Origin of the sequence: Pseudomonas vranovensis, from assembly GCF_040438935.1 — a bacterium.
Lineage (GTDB): Bacteria > Pseudomonadota > Gammaproteobacteria > Pseudomonadales > Pseudomonadaceae > Aquipseudomonas > Aquipseudomonas vranovensis.
In genome coordinates this window covers 2,917,655-2,934,012 of record NZ_CP159259.1, presented here as the reverse complement: position 1 = coordinate 2,934,012, position 16,358 = coordinate 2,917,655, and the positions used below count along the sequence as shown (strand labels likewise).

The window sequence follows — 16,358 nt, the reverse complement described above, 5'->3', positions numbered from 1 at the left end:
TTGGAAGATGGACTATAGCAATATAGTAGAAGTACCATATCAGGCTTCAAGGCCATCCTTTGAGTGCACCCATGACGCCCTTGCTCGACAGTGATCCCCAGCCCAGCCTGCTTCTGGACGCCTCTTGCGCGGTGCTGGCGGTCAACCCTGCACTGCAGGCCATGCTGGGGCCGTGGCCCGAACGGTCGGCAGATTACTGGTTGCCGAGCAACTTGCAGGCCCTGGTCACGGCCTGCCTGGGCCAGGTGCGGGCCATCAGCGATGTCGAAGCATCCGTAGCCGGGCGGATTCTGCTCTGGACCTTCATGCCTGCCAGCACCGGGCAAGTACTGGCGCGTTGTCGCGACGCCACCGCCGAGCGCCTGGCTGAGCGCGAGGCCAGCCAGGCCCGGCGCCTGTACCGGTTGATCACCGAGAACACCACCGACCTGATTTCCCGGCACAGCCCCGATGGCTGTTTTCTCGACGCTTCGCCCGCGTCCTACCGTTTGCTCGGGTATTGGCCCGAGCAACTGCGCGGGGTGCCGGTGCAGTCGCTGTTCCATCAACAGGACCGCCAGCAGTCGCTGATGCTGGCCGCTCAGGCCCTGGAACAGGACGGCTACCAGACCATGACCTGCCGGGTGCGTCACCGTGACGGCCGCTACCTGTGGTTCGAGATCGCCAGCCGTGCCATTCGCGAAACCTACACCGGTGCAGTGGTAGAGATCGTCAGCGTCTCACGGGATATCAGCGTGCGGATCGAGGCCCAGGAAAACCGCCGGCGGCTGGCCGAAGTGGTGGAGGCCAATACCGATCTTGTGCTGTTCACCGACCGTGACGGGCGCCTGAGTTACCTCAATGGTTCGGCGCGGCGGGCGCTGGCGTTGCAGGAAGTCGATGCACTGCCGCTGCTGCAGGCCCTGCTGGACCCGGGCCTGCAGCAACGACTGGATCGCGAAGGCTGGCAGTGTGCCGAACAAGGCGGGGTGTGGCATGCCGAGACGCGGTTGATACCCTGGCAGGGCGCTGCGGCATTCCCCGTGTCGCTGGTACTGCTGGCCCATCGCGGCACGGGCGGCGAGCGCTACTACTCGTTGGTGGCGCGAGACATGACCGAACGTGAACTGCGCGAAAGCCAGCAACGTCGGCATCAGGACGAACTGGCCCACAGCGCGCGCTTGATCACCTTGGGCGAGCTGGCCTCGGGCATTGCCCATGAGATCAACCAGCCGTTGGCGGCGGTGGTCAACTACGCCGGTGCCAGCCAGCGTTACCTACAGGCCCTGGAGCGTGATCCCCAGGCGGCCGCGCGGGTTTCTCAGGGGTTGCAGCGCATCAGCGAGCAGGCCACCCATGCCGCTGCGGTGATCAAGCGTCTGCGTGCCTTCCTGCGCAAGGAACCCCGGCGCTTGCAGGCCTTGCATGTCGGCGATATCGCCACTGAAGCGGTACGGCTGTGCGACTGGGAAGCGACGCGCGACCAGGTGACCATCGTGCAGCAGGTAGCCGATACGCTGCCGACGGTGTACGCCGACCGGGTGTTGCTCGAACAGGTGCTGCTCAACCTGCTGCGCAACGCCATTGATGCCAATCGCGAGCAGCACTCAGGCCAGCCCTCGCGTATCGTGCTCAGCGCCGCGCTGGTCGCCGGGCAGGTGCAGATCGAAGTGATCGACCAGGGGCCGGGTGTAGCGCCAGAGCGCCTGGACGGTATTTTTACCCCCTTCAACACCAGCAAGCCCGAAGGGCTCGGCCTTGGCCTTAGTATGAGCCGCAGTATCATCGAAGGTTTTGGCGGCACCTTGCAGGCGATGCCAGGTGGAGCGGGTGGGTTGGTTTTGTCTTGTCGGCTGGCTCCAGTGGCCGGCGCCGCACCAGAGGATGTGTAATGCAGCAACCGAAAGTCTATGTGGTCGACGACGACCAGGGCATGCTCGACTCCACGGTCTGGCTGCTGGAGTCGGTCGGTATCCAGGCGTTGCCCTTTACCAGTGGCCAAGCGTTCTTAAGTGCCTGTGACGGTCACTTGCCCGCTTGCGTGCTGCTGGATGTGCGTATGCCGGGGATGGGCGGGCTGGGTGTCCAGGAGGCCTTGCGCGGGCGCGGCGTCGAGTTGCCGGTGATCTTTGTCAGCGGCCATGCCGATGTACCGATCGTGGTGCGTGCGTTCAAGGCGGGCGCTTGCGACTTCATTGAAAAGCCCTATAACGACCAGCTGTTGCTGGATGCAGTCCAGGCCGCGCTGGACCGATCATCCCAGGCCCTGGCCGGCAGCGGGCCGCGTGACCAGGTGCAGGCGCGGATCGATAGCCTGACCCCGCGTGAGCGCGACGTATTTGTACCGCTGGTGCAGGGGTTCAGCAACCGGGAAATTGCCGAGCAACTTGAAATCAGCGTGAAGACCGTCGACCTGTACCGGGCACGGGTGATGAAGCGCATGGAGGCCGAAACGCTGCCAGCCCTGGTGGGGATGGCGATTGCCTGTGGGGTGGTGCAGGCGTTGAGACTGCGCTGAACGCTGTTGTAGCCGCTGCCGCGAGGCCGCGATCGGCCGCGAAGCGGTCGTAGACACCACTAGGCGATTGCTGTGCAGTCGATCGCAGCCTGGCGGCAGCGGCTACGGTTTCGGGATGCTAGGCGCGACGCCCCAGCAACAGCCCCACCACGAGCCCGAACCCGGCCGAAATCGCCACGGTCTGCCACGGGTGTCCACCGATGTAGTCCTGGGTGGCATCGACCACCGGCTGTGCCTTGCTGCGTACGTTCCCGACCGATTCACGTGCCTGTTTGAGTTTCAGGCCGATCTGGGCCCGCAGCGTGTCGGCGTCTTCTCCCACCAGCTTGGCGCTGTCCTGCAACAGCTTTTCCGATTCTTCGATCAACGCCTGCAGCTCGCTGAACGCCTGGTCCTTGATTTGCTCGGCTTCGGCTTGCACGGTGGTTTTCCTGGCCATGGGCATTTCCTCGTCAGTTGATGGGCATTGAACAGTGGATGCCGCTGTGTACGGAAAGTTGCAGCGGAGTGCCGGACTCCGGCGGCTACAGTGTAAGATAGCGCCTATTTTCCAGCGGCAGGACACCCCTCATGAGTTTCAATCTGGCCAACAAGAGTTTCGCCGAACGGGCGCAGATCGAGGACGAGAAAGCACGTTTGTTCGAGCTCTGGCAGACCAACCTGGGCAAGGCCAAGGGCGAAGCCGCCCGGCTGATCGCCGAAAAACCGCGGCGCAAGGGCAAGTGGGCCGAATGGGTTCGCACCGAGCTGGACGGCATGTCGCCGCCCGAGTTCGCCAATATGGTGCGCAGTGAAGTCAACAAGCTGATGGCTGCCGCCAAGTAACAGGCCTTTACCTGGACGGGGCGCTCGGTTGTGGCAGGCTCAGTCGACCGCTGTCACTGAAGCGCCGGGTGCCGAACAGGCCGCCGGCAAGCTTGCCACGCAGCACGTAGGGCAAGCCGTCGAGCGTCTGTACCCGGCTCAGGCCCACGGCCTGGCGCAGGACGGTGAAGGCGGTGACGCTCACCGGCACCACCAGTACGCTTTCGCCGAAGCGGCCAATGCTGCCGCTCTGGTCACTCACTCCCGCCGCCAACGGTTGGCCATTGACCTCAAGGTTCAGGGCGATGCCGTTGTAGTCGATCGGCGTTTCATTGGGGTTTTGCACCCGCAGTTTCACCGCCATGCGCACCTCGAGGTCCTGGCCGGGCAGGGGTTCGATGCCGATCACGCTGATGTTCACGGGGTCGCGCGCCTGGAACAGGGCACAGGCGTTCAGGCCAAGGAGTATCGTCAGTACCAGGCACAGTCGCAAAAGGTGACGGTAACCATGGGGCATGGGTGAAGCTCCAGGCGGCAGAATAGAAAGTTCAGTGTGGCAAATGCACGGCGACGTTGAAAGCCGTTGGCGTTATGAACGATACTGTTTCTCATTAACGTCTGTCTTCCGTTCCCAAGGCCCTTCGAATTCCTCCATGTTGACGTCTCCCGTGTCCGGGCTGCTTGCCAGCTTTCAGGAACATTACGATGACCTGCTGCAGTTCCTGACCCGGCGCATGAGCGACCGTCAGCGTGCGGCCGACGTGGCCCAGGAAACCTACCTCAAGCTGGTCAAGATCGAGCAACAGGACCTGCCGGTGCTGCACGCGCGCAGTTTCATTTTTCGTGTGGCCGGGAACCTGGCCATCGATACCTTGCGACGTGAGCAGCGCATGGCCGGCAACCTCGATGACAGCGACGCTGCGCGTGAGGTGCCGTGCCCGTCGCCTGCGCCCGAGGCGGCCCTGCTGGCCCGCGAGCGCCTGAAGCACTTGGACGAGGCGTTGCTGCAGTTATCGCCCAACGCCCGCCAGGCGTTGTTGCTCAACCGTGTCGAGGGCCTGACTCAGGCGCAGATCGCACAACAGCTGGGCGTTTCCGAGAGCATGGTGGCAAAATACATCGGCCAGGCGCTGCGCCATTGCCGCAATTGGCTCAAACACAACCATGATTGATGCCCTTTCCATGCCTGCACCGCAGCCGATCAGCGATATCTCCGACGATGCCCTCGACTGGCAGGTGTTGCTGCACTCAGGCAACGCCACCGATGCCGACCGTGGGCGCTACCTGCGCTGGCGCAATCTGAGCCCTGCCCATGCACAGGCGGCGCAGGAAGCCGAAGCCTTGTGGGGCGACCTGGGCCAGACCCGCACGGCCGCCGAACTGACACTGCCAGCGCCGCGTCGCCGTCGCTGGGGTTCGGCCCTGGCGGCATCGCTGGTGCTGGCGCTGGTGGGGTATGGCGGTTGGCAACAGGCGCCGGCCTTGCTCGCCGACTACCACACCGCGGTAGGCCAGCAGCAGCGCATTACCCTGGCCGATGGCTCGCATGTGCTGCTCAACAGTGGCAGTGCGTTGTCGGTGGATTTCACCGATGGCCAGCGGCGGGTGCTGCTCAAGGCGGGTGAGGCGCTGTTCGAGCCCGCCAGTGATCCGCGACCGTTCGTGGTCGATGCCGGTGGTGAGCCGGTGCAGGGGAGCGGAGCGGTGTTCAGTGTGCGCCGCAATGGCGGCGGTAATCGGGTCGTGATTGCCCAGGGTGAGGCGCAGGTGGGCGACCGGCTGTTGCAGGCCACCCCGGATGCGCGGGCGCTGACGGCCTGGCAGCGGGGCAAGCTGATATTCAATGGCAAGCCGTTGCGCGAAGTGCTGGCTGAGCTGGAGCGCTACCAGCATGGTCGCATTGTGTTGTCGGATCAGCAGTTGGGGGCGATGCAGGTCAGCGGGGTGTTCGACCTGGATGATCCGCAAGGGTTGTTGCGTACGCTGGAGCAGCGGTATGCGCTGAAGGTCACCTATCTGCCCTGGCTGGCGGTGGTGTACTGACCGCGGTGGGAGCAATTGGCTCAGCGGCTACAGCAGTAATCTGTAGCCGCTGCCGAGGAAAGAGGCTGCGATCGACTGCGCAGCACTCGCCCGCGCCAACCCGTTTGAAAATAATTTTGGTTTCGCACTGCAAGTTCTTCTTCGCCCAATCGTCGTAGTGAGACTGATCAGCAATTCATTCTCATTTGTACCTTTGCCTGGAAGAAAACAGTGAAGTCTATCGCCCCCTCCAGTGGCTATTTCAAACACGCGCTGCTGGCCTCTACCGCTGTTGCTGCGTTGCTCGGTCCGGTCTGGGTTCAGGCTGCCGAGGTTGCCAATGCTGCGCAGAACAGCGCCCAGCAAGACCGCGAAGTCACCCTGGAGCTGCCGGCCCAGAACCTCGATCAGGCCCTGACCGCGTTCGCCGATCAGGCCGGTCTGCACTTGTTGTTCACCACTTCCGATGTCGACGGCTTGCACAGCCAGGCGCTCAGCGGTCGCTACAGCATCGCCCAGGCACTGCAAAGCCTGCTGGCCGGCAGCGGCATGAGCTGGCAGTTCAGCGATGCGCGCACGGTGATTCTGCGCAAGGCCCAGGCAACGCCGGCCAGTGTCAGCCTCAAGCCGATCGAAGTCAGCGTCGCTTCGCGTACCAGCACCTCCATCAGCGAAATTCCCGGCACGGTCTGGGTAGTCGATCAGCAGCAGCTCAACGAGCAGATCAACAGTGGGGTGAGCCTCAAGGAAGCCATTGGCAAGCTGGTACCAGGCCTGGACCTGGCGCCGGAAGGGCGTACCAACTACGGCCAGAACATGCGTGGCCGCAATGTGCTGGTGATGATCGACGGGGTCAGCCAGAACAGTTCGCGCGGTCTGTCGCGCCAGTTCGACAGCATCTCGCCGTTCAACGTCGAGCGGGTCGAAGTGCTTTCGGGCGCCAGCGCCATCTACGGTGGCGGCGCGACTGGCGGCATCATCAATATCGTTACCAAAAAGGGCGAGGAAGGCCCGGCGCGCTTTGAAACCCAGTTGGGCGCCAGCAGCGGTTTCAACAACAGCGACGACCTTTCGACCCGCATCGCCCAGTCGGTCAGTGGCGGCAATGAACGTGTGAATGCGCGCCTGGGTATCTCGGGCGAGCAGAATGAAGCTTTCTACGATGGTGCCGGCGACCAGATTTTCATCGACAACACCCAGACCGACCTGCAGTACAACCGCACCATTGATGTGCTCGGCAGCCTGGGCCTGAAATTCAACGATGAGCAAAGCCTCGACCTGCTCGCCCAGTACTACGACTCGGGCAACCACGGCAGTACCGGGATCTACTTTCCCAACCTGAACTACAACGCCCCCTCGGACCTCGAGGACGCCGAGCTGCGCAGCGGTTACTCCACCGACCTTGAACCGCGCACCAAGCGCCTGCTGCTCAATGCCAACTACCACCACAGCGATGTGCTGGGCCAAGACTTCTACCTGCAGGCGTCCTACCGCAAGGAAGATGACAACTTCTACCCGTTCCCCTACTACAACCCCGGAAAGCCGGCCGGGTCCAAGGGTGTGTACTTCGCTGCCTCGCAGCAGAACTTCGAAGTCAGCAGCCTCAAGGCGCTGTTCGCCAAGCAGTGGGACACCCTCAAGCTGACCTATGGCGTGGACCTGGACCGCGAGCGCTTCAATGCCGACCAGACCACCTTCGATGCCTTGACCTCATCCCAAAGCGGCGGCCTGGACCTGGACAAGGCCAGCGAGGCCCCGCGTTATCCCAGCTACCGGGTGGACGGCCTGTCGTACTACGCCCAGTTGGATTGGCATGCCACCGATAACCTGACCGTCTCCGGTGGCGCCCGGCGTCAGCAGATGGACGTGGATGTCGGTGAATTCAAGAACGTGCCCGGCGGCAATAACGACTACCAGGTCAACCTGTTCAACCTGGGCGCCATCTATGACTTCAAGAACGGCCACCAGGTGTGGACCAACTACGGCGAAGGCTTCGACCTGCCGGACCCGGCCAAGTATTACGGCAAGCCCGGCCTGAGTGTTGAAGACAACCCGCTGGCCGGCATCAAGAGCCGCCAGGTGGAAATGGGCTGGCGCTACGCCGACCTGGACTGGGATGCCCAGGCAGCCGTGTACTACATCTGGTCGGACAAGATCATCACCACCGACATGGCCACCCTGACCATCAACGTCGAAGACCAGAAGAGCCGGGACTTCGGTTTTGAAGGCTCGCTGACCCGTCACTTCGAAAGTGGCTGGGAGGCGGGCAGCACTCTGCACCTGGTGCGCTCCGAGGAAGAAGACCAGGACGGCGACTGGATCAAGCGTGACGCCCGCTATGCCTCGCTGTCCAAGTCCACCGCCTTTGTCGGCTGGAAGGAGGAAGGCCGCAGCGCGCGCCTGCAGGCCAACCATGCGTTCACCCTCGAAGACGATGCCGACCACAAGATCAGCGGCTACACCACCTTCGACCTGCTGGGCAGCCAGGACACCGGTTTCGGTACCTTCAGCGCCGGTATCCAGAACCTGCTCGACAAGCAGTACAGCACCGTCTGGGGCCAGCGCGCGACGCTGTTCTACTCACCGACCTACGGCCCGGAGTACCTGTATGACTACCAGGGCCGTGGGCGTACCTACACCCTGACCTGGTCGATGGCCTATTGAGTCAGGCGAAGGCTGCCAGCAGGTCGTCACTGAAGGCCTGCTGGGCGTCGCTGGGGACCTGGGCACGGTGGCGGACGAGAACGAAGGGCACCTGGAAGTTCAGCATAGGGTCCAACCCATGCAATAGCCCGCGCTCTACCCAGGGCGCGGCGTAGTGGCAGGGCAGGTAGCCGATGTGTCGCCCTGACAAGACAAACGCCAGGGCGCCATCGACCTGCTCGGAGCGCGCCGAGGCGCGACCGCCCGTAAGCGGGTCGGGGTTTTCCATGAAGCGGTAGGGGTGCTCGACCTGGTCGGCCTCACGCAATACCTCAAGGCTTACGTGAGCCTGGCCGGCGAATGGGTGGTGGCTGGCGCAGTACAGGCGCTGGGTCTCCTCGAACAGCGGTGCGTAGTCGAAGGCCGACTGCTTGCCCGAGAAATAGCCGATTGCCAGGTCCAGGCGCTGCTGCAACAGCTGGCGCTCGAGGTCGGCCGGCATGGCGCTGACCAGTTCCAGGCGTACTGATTCGTCACGTTGACGAAAGCGCTCGATGGCGTGGGCCAGGCGCAGGGTGACGCTGCTGTCCTGGGCTTCGGAAATACCGATTCGTACCTCTCCGAGCAATCGCCCGGCCACGCCGTTGGCCTGGTGGCGGAAGGCTTCGATCTGCACCAGCAGTTCCCGCGTGGCCTTGAGCAGCACTTCGCCTTTGGCGGTCAGGCGAAAGCCGCCTTTGCCTCGACTGCACAGGCGATAACCCAGCCGCGTTTCCAGGCGGGCCATTTGCTGGCTGATGCTCGGCTGGCTCAGGCCCAGCACGCCCTGGGCGGCACTGAAGCCGCCGGCCTCGACTACAGTGACGAACAGCCGCAGCAGGTGCAGGTCCAGGTCGTGCAGTTGTCCGAGCATCAAACATTGCTCCCGCTGAATGTCAGGTTAAGTAACTTACCATTTTAGCAATGTAACCCGGCGTGCATGCTGGCGGCATCCACTCACAAAGGTGCCCGACATGCGTACGACCCTGTGGTTGCTCCCCCTGATACTGGCGTTGCCGGTGCAGGCCGAAGAAAAAGTCCTCAACCTCTACAGCTGGGCCGACTATGTGGCGCCAGAGGCCTTGCAGCGCTTTGAAAAGGTAACCGGCTACAAGGTGCGCTACGACACCTTCGACACCACCGAGGTGCTGGAAACCAAGTTGCTTACCGGAGGCAGTGGCTACGACGTGGTGGTGCCGTCGTCCAGTGTGCTGGCGCGGGCTTTGGCGGCAGGTGCATTGCAACCGTTGCAGGCGCAGGCGATGCCCGGCTACAGCAATCTGGACAAGGACCTGCTGGCCAAGCTGGCCGAGGTGGACCCCGGCAACCAGTACGCCGTGCCGTACACCTGGGGCACCCTGGGGCTGGGCATGAACCTTGAGGCGGTACGCCAGCGGCTTGGCGATGATGCGCCGCTGGACAGCCTCGATCTGTTGTTCAAGCCCGAGTACGCCAGCAAGCTCAAGGGCTGCGGGATCGCCATGTCCGACTCGCCCCAGGAAGTGATCGGCGTAGCCCTGCACTACCTGGGCAAAGACCCTTACAGCCGTAACAAGGAAGACCTGGCCGCTGCCCAGGCGCTGCTCCAGCAGTTGCAGCCCTCGATCAGCTACGTGGCCAACGGCCGGCAGATCAACGACCTGGCCAACGGTAGCGTGTGCCTGGCGCTGACCTACAACGGTGACGCCGGAATGGCCGCCGACCAGGCCCGCCAGGCCGAGAAGCCCTACCAGGTGATCTACCGGATCCCCCGCGAAGGCACGATCATCTGGCAAGACAACCTGGTCATCCCCAAGGACGCGCCGCACCCGGAGGCCGCGCGGGCCTTTATCGCCTTCATGCTGCGCCCCGACTCGGTGGCGCCGCTGACCAACACGCTGTTTTTCGCCAATGCCAATCAGGCCGCCACGGTGCTGGTGGACGAGGCGGTGCGCAGCGACCCGGATATCTACCCCTCGGATGAAGTGCGCGCGCGGCTGTTCGCCGACCGCAGCATGAGCCTGGCCGACATGCGCCAGCGCACCCGCCTGTGGACCACCTTCCGTAGCCGCCAATAACAATAGAACCAGGAGCCCGATGATGGATCTCACCCCGAACAACGACCAGGCCATGACCCGTGACAGCCTCTATGGCACCATCGCTGAAAACACCTTTGCCGGTATCACCAGTTTTTCCCGACGCCGCTATAGCCGCGACTTGCGTGGTGTCGATGTGGTGGTCAGCGGCGTGCCGTTCGATACCGCCACCAGCAACCGACCGGGGGCGCGTTTCGGCCCGCGGGCCATTCGCGCGGCCTCGGTGCAGCAGGCCTGGGCCCGGCATTGGCCGTGGGCGTTCGATCCGTTCGATCATCTGGCAGTGATCGACTATGGCGACTGCAACTTCGACTACGGCAGCCCACACACCGTACCGGACAGCATCCAGGCCCATGCCGAACATATTCTCGAGGCGGGCTGCGCCATGCTGACCCTGGGCGGCGATCACTTCATCAGCTATCCGCTGCTCAAGGCGCATGCCCGCAAACACGGGCCCTTGTCGCTGATCCACTTCGACGCCCACAGCGACACCTGGCCCGACGAAGAAGGCGGACGGGTGGACCACGGCACCATGTTCTGGCACGCCGCCCGTGAAGGCCTGGTCGACCCTGCGCGTTCGGTACAGGTTGGCCTGCGTACCACCAACGACGATACCCAGGGCTTTGCCGTGCTCGATGCGCGTCAGGTTCATCGGCAAGGCTGCGAGGCGATCATCGAGGCGATCCGTGAGCGGGTGGGCGACAACCCGGTGTACCTGACCTTCGACATCGATTGCCTGGACCCAGCCTACGCGCCCGGCACCGGCACGCCGGTGTGTGGCGGGCTGACCACGGTGCAGGCGCTGGAGATCATCGGTGGCCTGCGCGGTATCAACCTGGTGGGCATGGACCTGGTGGAGGTCGCACCAGCCTACGACCACGCCGATATCACGGCGTTGGCGGGGGCGACCCTGGCGATGGAAATGCTGTGTCTGTACGCGGCGCGACACAAAGTGGATAGGTGAGTCGGAAACAAAATGAATCACGTGTAGGAGAAATCACGGTTCCCTGACGAACCTGGCGCGCCTTAGGCTATCCAATGCTTGGGCGCGTCGTTTCGCGCAGGAGGTAAACCCGTGAACACATCACTGCCGGCGCTGGCCGGCCTGTCCCTCGGCCTGTTGTTGCTCGCGCCGGTTCATGCCGCGCAGGCACCGGTACAGCTGGCTGCCTCGCCGAACAACCCCTACAACAGCCCGATCATGCGGGCCAATCCCAACAGCCGCCAGGGCAGCGTGCAGCCCGCACCGCCGCTGCGCGGCCCCTCCACCCAGCCTGTGCCACGCCAGCCGACCCTTGAGAACAGGGGCATTGGCAATGGTCAGGACATGCGCCGCGAGCAGTCCACGCCGCGCCTGGAACCCACCCGACCGCCCCGCGAGTCGCCTCGCACGCCTTGATGGCGGCCCCTTGAAAGGAAACGCCGATGTCTGCACGCACCTGGATACCCATACTGTTGACGGCGGCACTGTTGCCGCTGATGACGCATGCCGCACCCGAGCGCGATTTCAAGAGCGAGGAGGGCACCGTCAAGGTCAGCACCCTGGCCGAAGGCCTGCGCAACCCCTGGGCCCTGGCGTTCCTGCCGGATGGCAAAGGCATGCTGGTGACCGAACGCCCGGGCAACCTGCGCATTGTCAGCGCCGAAGGCAAGGTCGGCGCACCGCTGGGGGGCGTGCCGGTGGTGTGGGCCCAGGGGCAGGGCGGCTTGCTGGATGTGGCGCTGTCGCCGACGTTCAAGCAGGACCGCTGGGTGTACCTGAGCTTTGCCGAGGCGGGTGAGGACGGCAAGGCAGGCACGGCGGTCGGACGTGGACGGCTGTCTGCCGACATGGCCAAGCTTGAAGACTTCAGCGTGATCTTCCGCCAGCAACCCAAATTGTCGACGGGTAATCACTTTGGTTCACGGCTGGTATTCGACCGCGACGGCTTCCTGTTCATCGCCCTGGGCGAAAACAACCAGCGCCCGACGGCGCAGGACCTGGACAAGTTGCAGGGCAAGGTGGTGCGCATCCTGCCGGACGGTACGGTACCGAAAGACAACCCCTTTGCAGGGCAGCAGAATGTGCGCCCGGAGATCTGGTCGTTCGGCCACCGTAACCAGCAGGGCGCGGCGCTCAACCCCTGGACCGGCGAGCTGTGGACCAATGAGCACGGGCCTCGTGGCGGGGATGAAATCAACTTGCCCAAACCCGGCAAGAACTATGGCTGGCCGATTGCGACCCACGGCATCAATTACTCGCTGCTGCCGATTCCCGAGGCCAAGGGCGAGCATGTGGATGGCATGGTCGACCCGCACCATGTCTGGGAGAAGTCGCCCGCTATCAGTGGCATGGCCTTTTACGACAACCCCCGCTTCAAACCTTGGGACCACAGCCTGTTCATCGGAGCCTTGCTCAGCCAGGAACTGATTCGCCTGCAGCTTGATGGCGACAAGGTGGTTCATGAAGAACGCTTGTTGGGTGAGCTCGATGCGCGGATCCGTGATGTGCGGGTGGGGCCGGACGGGTACCTGTACCTGCTCACCGATGCCGAGGACGGTCAGTTGCTGAAAGTGGGGCTGGACCTGTAGTCGCGGGCTTGCCCGCGATTCGCTTCGCCACCAGAATGGGCCTTTTTCCCAAAGGCCCGTTCCATGTCCGGCTCCCCCCTGCGCCTCTACCAGCAGGCCATCGACCACGACGGCTTTGTCAGTGACCCGGCCCAGGCTCAGGCTGCCAGCGCCCTGGATGCCTGCTTCAACGCCCTGCAGCGCGGCGAAACCCCACATGGCGTCTACCTCTGGGGCCCGGTAGGGCGCGGCAAGACCTGGCTGATGGACCAGTTCCATGCCTGCTTGCAGGTGCCGGCCCGACGCCAGCATTTCCACCATTTCATGCGCTGGGTGCATCAGCGTCTGTTCCAGCTCAACGGCACCGCCGACCCGTTGCAGGCGCTGGCCTTGTCCCTGGCCGACGAGATCCGTGTGCTGTGCTTCGATGAACTGTTCGTCAACGATATCGGTGACGCGATCATTCTCGGGCGCTTGTTCCAGGTGCTGTTCGAGGCCGGCGTGGTGATTGTCGCAACCTCCAACCAGCCGCCCCGGCAGTTGTATGCCGATGGTTTCAATCGCGAGCGCTTCCTGCCGGCAATTGCTGCGATCGAGCAGCACATGCATGTGCAGCCGGTCATCGGTGACCAGGACCACCGCCTGCACCCCGGCGCCGAGCAACAGCGTTATTGGGTACGCGAACCCGGACAGTCGCAAGCCCTGGCCGATGTCTTTGCGCAGCTGTGTGGCGATCAGCGCTGTACCGATCAGCCAATGCCAGTAGGCTCACGCCAGGTCCAGGTAGTGCAACGCTGCGCCACGGTAATCTGGTGCCGCTATACCGACCTGTGCGAACAGCCGCTGGCTGCCATGGATTTCATGGCCATGTGCGATACCTTCAAGGCGATCCTGCTGAGTGATGTGCCGGCCCTGGGCGCCCGCCAGCGTCCGGCGAAAATTGCCCGGGGCACCGAGGACGGTGCCGAGCGCGTGGCGGCGGGGGATCGTGAGTTGCCCCAGCTGTCGATTCACGATGACAGCGTGCGGCGCTTCATTGCGTTGGTCGATGAATGCTACGACCGTCGGGTCGCCCTGTACCTGGAGGCCGAAGTGCCGCTCGAAGCGCTCTACACTCAAGGGTATCTGGAGTTCCCGTTTCGGCGAACACTGAGCCGCTTGCGGGAGATGCAACTGCAACGCTTCTGTTGAAGGAGTCGATCATGCAGCCGCTTTCGCTTTCGCATTACCTGTTGACCATGGCCTATCAGAATGGCTGGGCCAACCACAGGCTCTACAAGGCCTGCCTGCAACTGACCCAGGACGAGTTCGTGGCGCAACGCTGCAGCTTCTTCGGGTCGATCAAGGCGACCCTCAATCACATCCTCACGGTGGACTGGTTCTACCTCAATGCACTGGAGTCCGAGCAGCGCGGCGAGGCGCCGGAGCCCGACACCGAACGCTTCTTCGAGCCCCAGGAACCCTTTGCCACCTGTGAAACCCTGTATGACGAGCAGGCCCAGGCCGATCATCGCCTGATTGCCTATTGCAGCCAGTTACGCGACGACCAGTTGCAGCGTTATGTGAGCATCGTGCGTCCTGACTGGGTTCAGCGCGAACAGCGCTTGCGCCTGCTTTCCCATCTGTTCGAGCACCAGATCCATCATCGCGGGCAGGTCCATGGCATGCTCAGCGACACGTCGGTGAGGCCCCCACAGCTCGATGAGTTTTTCTGCGAGGACGAAGCCCACCTGCGGGCCCAGGATTTCGCCGAGCTGGGCTGGACCGAAGCGCAGGTCTGGGGGCGTTAACGCCCCAGCCAGCCGAGCAGGGCCTGATGGAAACGCTCAGGTTCCTCGATCTGCGGCGCATGCCCAAGGCCCGGGAACTCCACCAGCTCGCCTTGTGGAATGAGCTTGCTGACCTCCTTGCCCAGGGTCTGGTAATGACCGAGCCGCGCCTTGACCTCGGGCGGGGCGACATCGCTGCCAATGGCGGTGGTATCGGCATCGCCGATCAGCAGCAGGGTCGGCATCTGCAGGTGCTTGAACTCATAGACCACTGGCTGGGTGAAGATCATGTCGTAGATCAGCGCCGAATTCCACGCCACCGCCTTGTGCCCGGGTCCCTGGTTGAGCCCTGCCAGCATCTGCACCCAACGTTCGTATGCAGGCTTCCAGCGCCCGGCGTAATAGGTCTTGCGCTCATAATTGCGTACCCCTTCGGCATCAAGCTTGAGCTCGCGTTCATGCCATTGATCGACGGTTCGGTAGGGCACGCCCAGGGCTTTCCAGTCCTCAAGGCCGATGGGATTGACCAGCGCCAGACGTTCGACCTGTTGTGGGTAGAGCAAGGCATAACGGGTGGCGAGCATGCCGCCGGTCGAGTGGCCGAGCAGGCTGGCCTTGCTGATCCCCAATTGCTTGAGCAGGGCGTGGGTGTTGTCGGCCAGTTGCTGGAAGCTGTACTGGTAGTGCGCCGGTTTGCTTGAGCTGCAAAAACCGATCTGGTCCGGGGCGATGACCCGGTAGCCGGCATCGCTCAGGGCCTTGATCGTGGTTTCCCAGGTGGCGGCGCAGAAGTTCTTGCCATGCATCAACACCAGGGTTCGGCCGTTGGCCTTGCCGCTGGCAGCAACGTCCATGTAGCCCATCTGCAGGGGCTGGCCCTGGGACTGGAAATCGAAATGCTTGAGGGGGTAGGGGTAGTCGAAACCTTCGAGTTGCGCGCCATAGGTCGGGGGCTGGGCGGCGAAGGCGTGGCTGGCGAGCAGGCCGCTCAGGGCCAGGGTGGATAAGCGCAGCATCAGGGTACTCCGTGTTGAGCCTCGGGTTCAGGCTCAGACTCTACCCGCTTGCAGGGATTCAATGTTGCATCCAGCCCAGTGTCACCAGCGCCAGCACCAGGTAGCGACCGGCCTTGGCCAGCGTCACCAGCACCAGGAAGCGCCAGAACGGTTCGCGCATGATCCCGGCGATCAGGGTCAACGGGTCACCGATCACCGGCATCCAGCTCAGCAATAGCGACCACTGTCCGAAGCGCTGGTATCGCTGCTGGGCTTTTTCCAGTTGGGCGGGCTTGAACGGAAACCAGCGCCGGTCGCGCAGGTGCTCGATGCCCCGGCCCAGCAGCCAGTTGACGATCGAGCCCAGCACATTGCCGGCCGTGGCAATCAGCAACAGGCTCACCACCGCCTGCGGGTCGCGCACCAGCAAGCCCACCAGCACGGCTTCCGATTGCAGCGGCAACAGGGTGGCGGCGCCAAAGGCGCTGAGAAACAGCGCCCATTCGCTCAACATTCAGGGCGGATCAGTACTTGGCAACCACTTCGTCGCGGCCATCCTGGGTCAGGCCAATGACTTCGTAGGCATCCTTGTGGTCGCCCATTTCCATGCCGGGCGAGCCCATGGGCATGCCCGGTACGGCCAGGCCCTTGAGGTCGGAGCGCTTGGCCAGCAACTTGACTTGCTCGGCCGGTACATGGCCCTCGACGAACTTGCCGTCGATCACGCCGGTGTGGCATGAGGCCAGGCGCGGTGCCACGCCCAGGCGTTGCTTGACGGCGCTCATGTTCGGCTCGACATGATCATTGACGGTAAACCCGTTGTCGCGCAGGTGGGTGATCCACTCTTTGCAGCAGCCGCAGTTCGGGTCGCGGTAGACGTCGATGGTCTGGCCGGCCTGGGCCAGGGTGCTCAGGGCCAGCAGGCCGAAAGCGGCGATTTTCTTGCTCAACATGGTGATTCTCC

Annotated in this window: 17 protein-coding genes and 1 pseudogene; 12 read left to right on the top strand and 6 right to left on the bottom strand. The window is 63.4% G+C overall.

The window, feature by feature from the left end; translation table 11 throughout:
- Positions 1-71 precede the first annotated feature (71 nt).
- Entirely contained in the window at positions 72-1,871 is a 1,800-nt protein-coding gene (locus ABVN19_RS13500) for a PAS domain S-box protein (protein WP_051270544.1), read from the top strand.
- The gene (locus ABVN19_RS13495; RefSeq protein WP_028944186.1) at positions 1,871-2,497 is read left to right on the top strand and encodes a response regulator transcription factor; all 627 of its coding nucleotides are present in this window, start codon (positions 1,871-1,873) and stop codon (positions 2,495-2,497) included. Before ABVN19_RS13500 ends, ABVN19_RS13495 begins: the two co-directional genes overlap by 1 nt.
- A gap of 118 nt (positions 2,498-2,615) precedes the next feature.
- Here ABVN19_RS13495 and ABVN19_RS13490 read toward each other — a convergent pair whose 3' ends face one another.
- Positions 2,616-2,936 (bottom strand): DUF883 family protein, encoded by a 321-nt coding sequence (locus tag ABVN19_RS13490; protein WP_028944187.1) that lies wholly within the window; start codon positions 2,934-2,936, stop codon positions 2,616-2,618.
- A 131-nt stretch (positions 2,937-3,067) separates the two neighbouring features.
- Between ABVN19_RS13490 and ABVN19_RS13485 the strand changes: the two genes are divergently transcribed.
- On the top strand, positions 3,068-3,322 hold the full coding sequence (locus tag ABVN19_RS13485) for a hypothetical protein (protein WP_028944188.1): 255 nt from the start codon (positions 3,068-3,070) through the stop codon (positions 3,320-3,322).
- 7 nt (positions 3,323-3,329) lie between these two features.
- Here ABVN19_RS13485 and ABVN19_RS13480 read toward each other — a convergent pair whose 3' ends face one another.
- Positions 3,330-3,818 (bottom strand): LEA type 2 family protein, encoded by a 489-nt coding sequence (locus tag ABVN19_RS13480; protein ID WP_028944189.1) that lies wholly within the window; start codon positions 3,816-3,818, stop codon positions 3,330-3,332.
- A gap of 136 nt (positions 3,819-3,954) precedes the next feature.
- On the opposite strand from ABVN19_RS13480, the pseudogene ABVN19_RS13475 reads away from it, so the two are divergent.
- The 3 genes and pseudogenes from ABVN19_RS13475 to ABVN19_RS13465 form a co-directional block, all read left to right on the top strand.
- A pseudogene (locus ABVN19_RS13475) lies at positions 3,955-4,458 on the top strand (sigma-70 family RNA polymerase sigma factor); the annotation flags it as partial.
- Between the two features lie 7 nt (positions 4,459-4,465).
- The gene (locus ABVN19_RS13470; protein WP_319801992.1) at positions 4,466-5,344 is read left to right on the top strand and encodes a FecR domain-containing protein; all 879 of its coding nucleotides are present in this window, start codon (positions 4,466-4,468) and stop codon (positions 5,342-5,344) included.
- 210 nt (positions 5,345-5,554) lie between these two features.
- Complete coding sequence (locus ABVN19_RS13465; RefSeq protein WP_051270546.1) at positions 5,555-7,987, top strand: TonB-dependent receptor; 2,433 nt, start codon at positions 5,555-5,557, stop codon at positions 7,985-7,987.
- Position 7,988: 1 nt separating this feature from the next.
- Here the strand turns inward: ABVN19_RS13465 and ABVN19_RS13460 are convergent, their stop codons facing one another.
- Positions 7,989-8,879: a LysR family transcriptional regulator gene (locus tag ABVN19_RS13460; protein ID WP_028944193.1), complete on the bottom strand. Its 891-nt coding sequence runs from the start codon at positions 8,877-8,879 to the stop codon at positions 7,989-7,991.
- Positions 8,880-8,979: 100 nt separating this feature from the next.
- On the opposite strand from ABVN19_RS13460, the gene ABVN19_RS13455 reads away from it, so the two are divergent.
- The 6 genes from ABVN19_RS13455 to ABVN19_RS13430 all read left to right on the top strand — a co-directional run bounded on the left by ABVN19_RS13455 (position 8,980) and on the right by ABVN19_RS13430 (position 14,420).
- A complete protein-coding gene (locus ABVN19_RS13455) occupies positions 8,980-10,062 on the top strand; it encodes an extracellular solute-binding protein (RefSeq protein ID WP_028944194.1) in 1,083 nt (360 codons plus the stop codon).
- 22 nt (positions 10,063-10,084) lie between these two features.
- Positions 10,085-11,044 carry an agmatinase gene (gene speB, locus ABVN19_RS13450; RefSeq protein WP_105642133.1) on the top strand — a complete coding sequence of 320 codons (960 nt, stop codon included), beginning with the start codon at positions 10,085-10,087 and terminating at the stop codon, positions 11,042-11,044.
- A gap of 111 nt (positions 11,045-11,155) precedes the next feature.
- Positions 11,156-11,479, top strand: coding sequence for a hypothetical protein (locus tag ABVN19_RS13445; RefSeq protein WP_028944196.1), 324 nt, complete (start codon positions 11,156-11,158; stop codon positions 11,477-11,479).
- Between the two features lie 26 nt (positions 11,480-11,505).
- On the top strand, positions 11,506-12,651 hold the full coding sequence (locus tag ABVN19_RS13440; RefSeq protein ID WP_028944197.1) for a PQQ-dependent sugar dehydrogenase: 1,146 nt from the start codon (positions 11,506-11,508) through the stop codon (positions 12,649-12,651).
- A gap of 63 nt (positions 12,652-12,714) precedes the next feature.
- Positions 12,715-13,821 carry a cell division protein ZapE gene (zapE, locus tag ABVN19_RS13435; protein ID WP_105642132.1) on the top strand — a complete coding sequence of 369 codons (1,107 nt, stop codon included), beginning with the start codon at positions 12,715-12,717 and terminating at the stop codon, positions 13,819-13,821.
- 11 nt (positions 13,822-13,832) lie between these two features.
- Positions 13,833-14,420 (top strand): DinB family protein, encoded by a 588-nt coding sequence (locus ABVN19_RS13430; protein WP_028944199.1) that lies wholly within the window; start codon positions 13,833-13,835, stop codon positions 14,418-14,420.
- Here ABVN19_RS13430 and ABVN19_RS13425 read toward each other — a convergent pair.
- Genes ABVN19_RS13425 through ABVN19_RS13415 form a run of 3 tightly spaced genes read right to left on the bottom strand, consistent with a single transcriptional unit; the run spans position 14,417 to position 16,347 of the window.
- Positions 14,417-15,415, bottom strand: a complete 999-nt coding sequence (locus tag ABVN19_RS13425) for an alpha/beta hydrolase (protein WP_105642131.1) — start codon at positions 15,413-15,415, stop codon at positions 14,417-14,419. The genes ABVN19_RS13430 and ABVN19_RS13425 overlap by 4 nt on opposite strands.
- Positions 15,416-15,473: 58 nt before the next feature.
- Complete coding sequence (locus ABVN19_RS13420) at positions 15,474-15,908, bottom strand: YqaA family protein (protein ID WP_028944201.1); 435 nt, start codon at positions 15,906-15,908, stop codon at positions 15,474-15,476.
- 10 nt (positions 15,909-15,918) lie between these two features.
- Positions 15,919-16,347 (bottom strand): DUF411 domain-containing protein, encoded by a 429-nt coding sequence (locus tag ABVN19_RS13415; RefSeq protein WP_028944202.1) that lies wholly within the window; start codon positions 16,345-16,347, stop codon positions 15,919-15,921.
- Positions 16,348-16,358 lie beyond the last annotated feature (11 nt).

What these genes read in the sequence shown, in the direction of transcription:
- ABVN19_RS13500 (WP_051270544.1), top strand. Translation starts at nt 72, where the DNA reads ATGACGCCCTTGCTCGACAGTGATCCCCAGCCCAGCCTGCTTCTGGAC.
- ABVN19_RS13495 (WP_028944186.1), top strand. Translation starts at nt 1,871, where the DNA reads ATGCAGCAACCGAAAGTCTATGTGGTCGACGACGACCAGGGCATGCTC.
- ABVN19_RS13490 (WP_028944187.1), bottom strand. Translation starts at nt 2,936, where the DNA reads ATGGCCAGGAAAACCACCGTGCAAGCCGAAGCCGAGCAAATCAAGGAC.
- ABVN19_RS13485 (WP_028944188.1), top strand. Translation starts at nt 3,068, where the DNA reads ATGAGTTTCAATCTGGCCAACAAGAGTTTCGCCGAACGGGCGCAGATC.
- ABVN19_RS13480 (WP_028944189.1), bottom strand. Translation starts at nt 3,818, where the DNA reads ATGCCCCATGGTTACCGTCACCTTTTGCGACTGTGCCTGGTACTGACG.
- ABVN19_RS13470 (WP_319801992.1), top strand. Translation starts at nt 4,466, where the DNA reads ATGATTGATGCCCTTTCCATGCCTGCACCGCAGCCGATCAGCGATATC.
- ABVN19_RS13460 (WP_028944193.1), bottom strand. Translation starts at nt 8,879, where the DNA reads ATGCTCGGACAACTGCACGACCTGGACCTGCACCTGCTGCGGCTGTTC.
- ABVN19_RS13455 (WP_028944194.1), top strand. Translation starts at nt 8,980, where the DNA reads ATGCGTACGACCCTGTGGTTGCTCCCCCTGATACTGGCGTTGCCGGTG.
- speB (WP_105642133.1), top strand. Translation starts at nt 10,085, where the DNA reads ATGGATCTCACCCCGAACAACGACCAGGCCATGACCCGTGACAGCCTC.
- ABVN19_RS13440 (WP_028944197.1), top strand. Translation starts at nt 11,506, where the DNA reads ATGTCTGCACGCACCTGGATACCCATACTGTTGACGGCGGCACTGTTG.
- zapE (WP_105642132.1), top strand. Translation starts at nt 12,715, where the DNA reads ATGTCCGGCTCCCCCCTGCGCCTCTACCAGCAGGCCATCGACCACGAC.
- ABVN19_RS13430 (WP_028944199.1), top strand. Translation starts at nt 13,833, where the DNA reads ATGCAGCCGCTTTCGCTTTCGCATTACCTGTTGACCATGGCCTATCAG.
- ABVN19_RS13425 (WP_105642131.1), bottom strand. Translation starts at nt 15,415, where the DNA reads ATGCTGCGCTTATCCACCCTGGCCCTGAGCGGCCTGCTCGCCAGCCAC.
- ABVN19_RS13420 (WP_028944201.1), bottom strand. Translation starts at nt 15,908, where the DNA reads ATGTTGAGCGAATGGGCGCTGTTTCTCAGCGCCTTTGGCGCCGCCACC.
- ABVN19_RS13415 (WP_028944202.1), bottom strand. Translation starts at nt 16,347, where the DNA reads ATGTTGAGCAAGAAAATCGCCGCTTTCGGCCTGCTGGCCCTGAGCACC.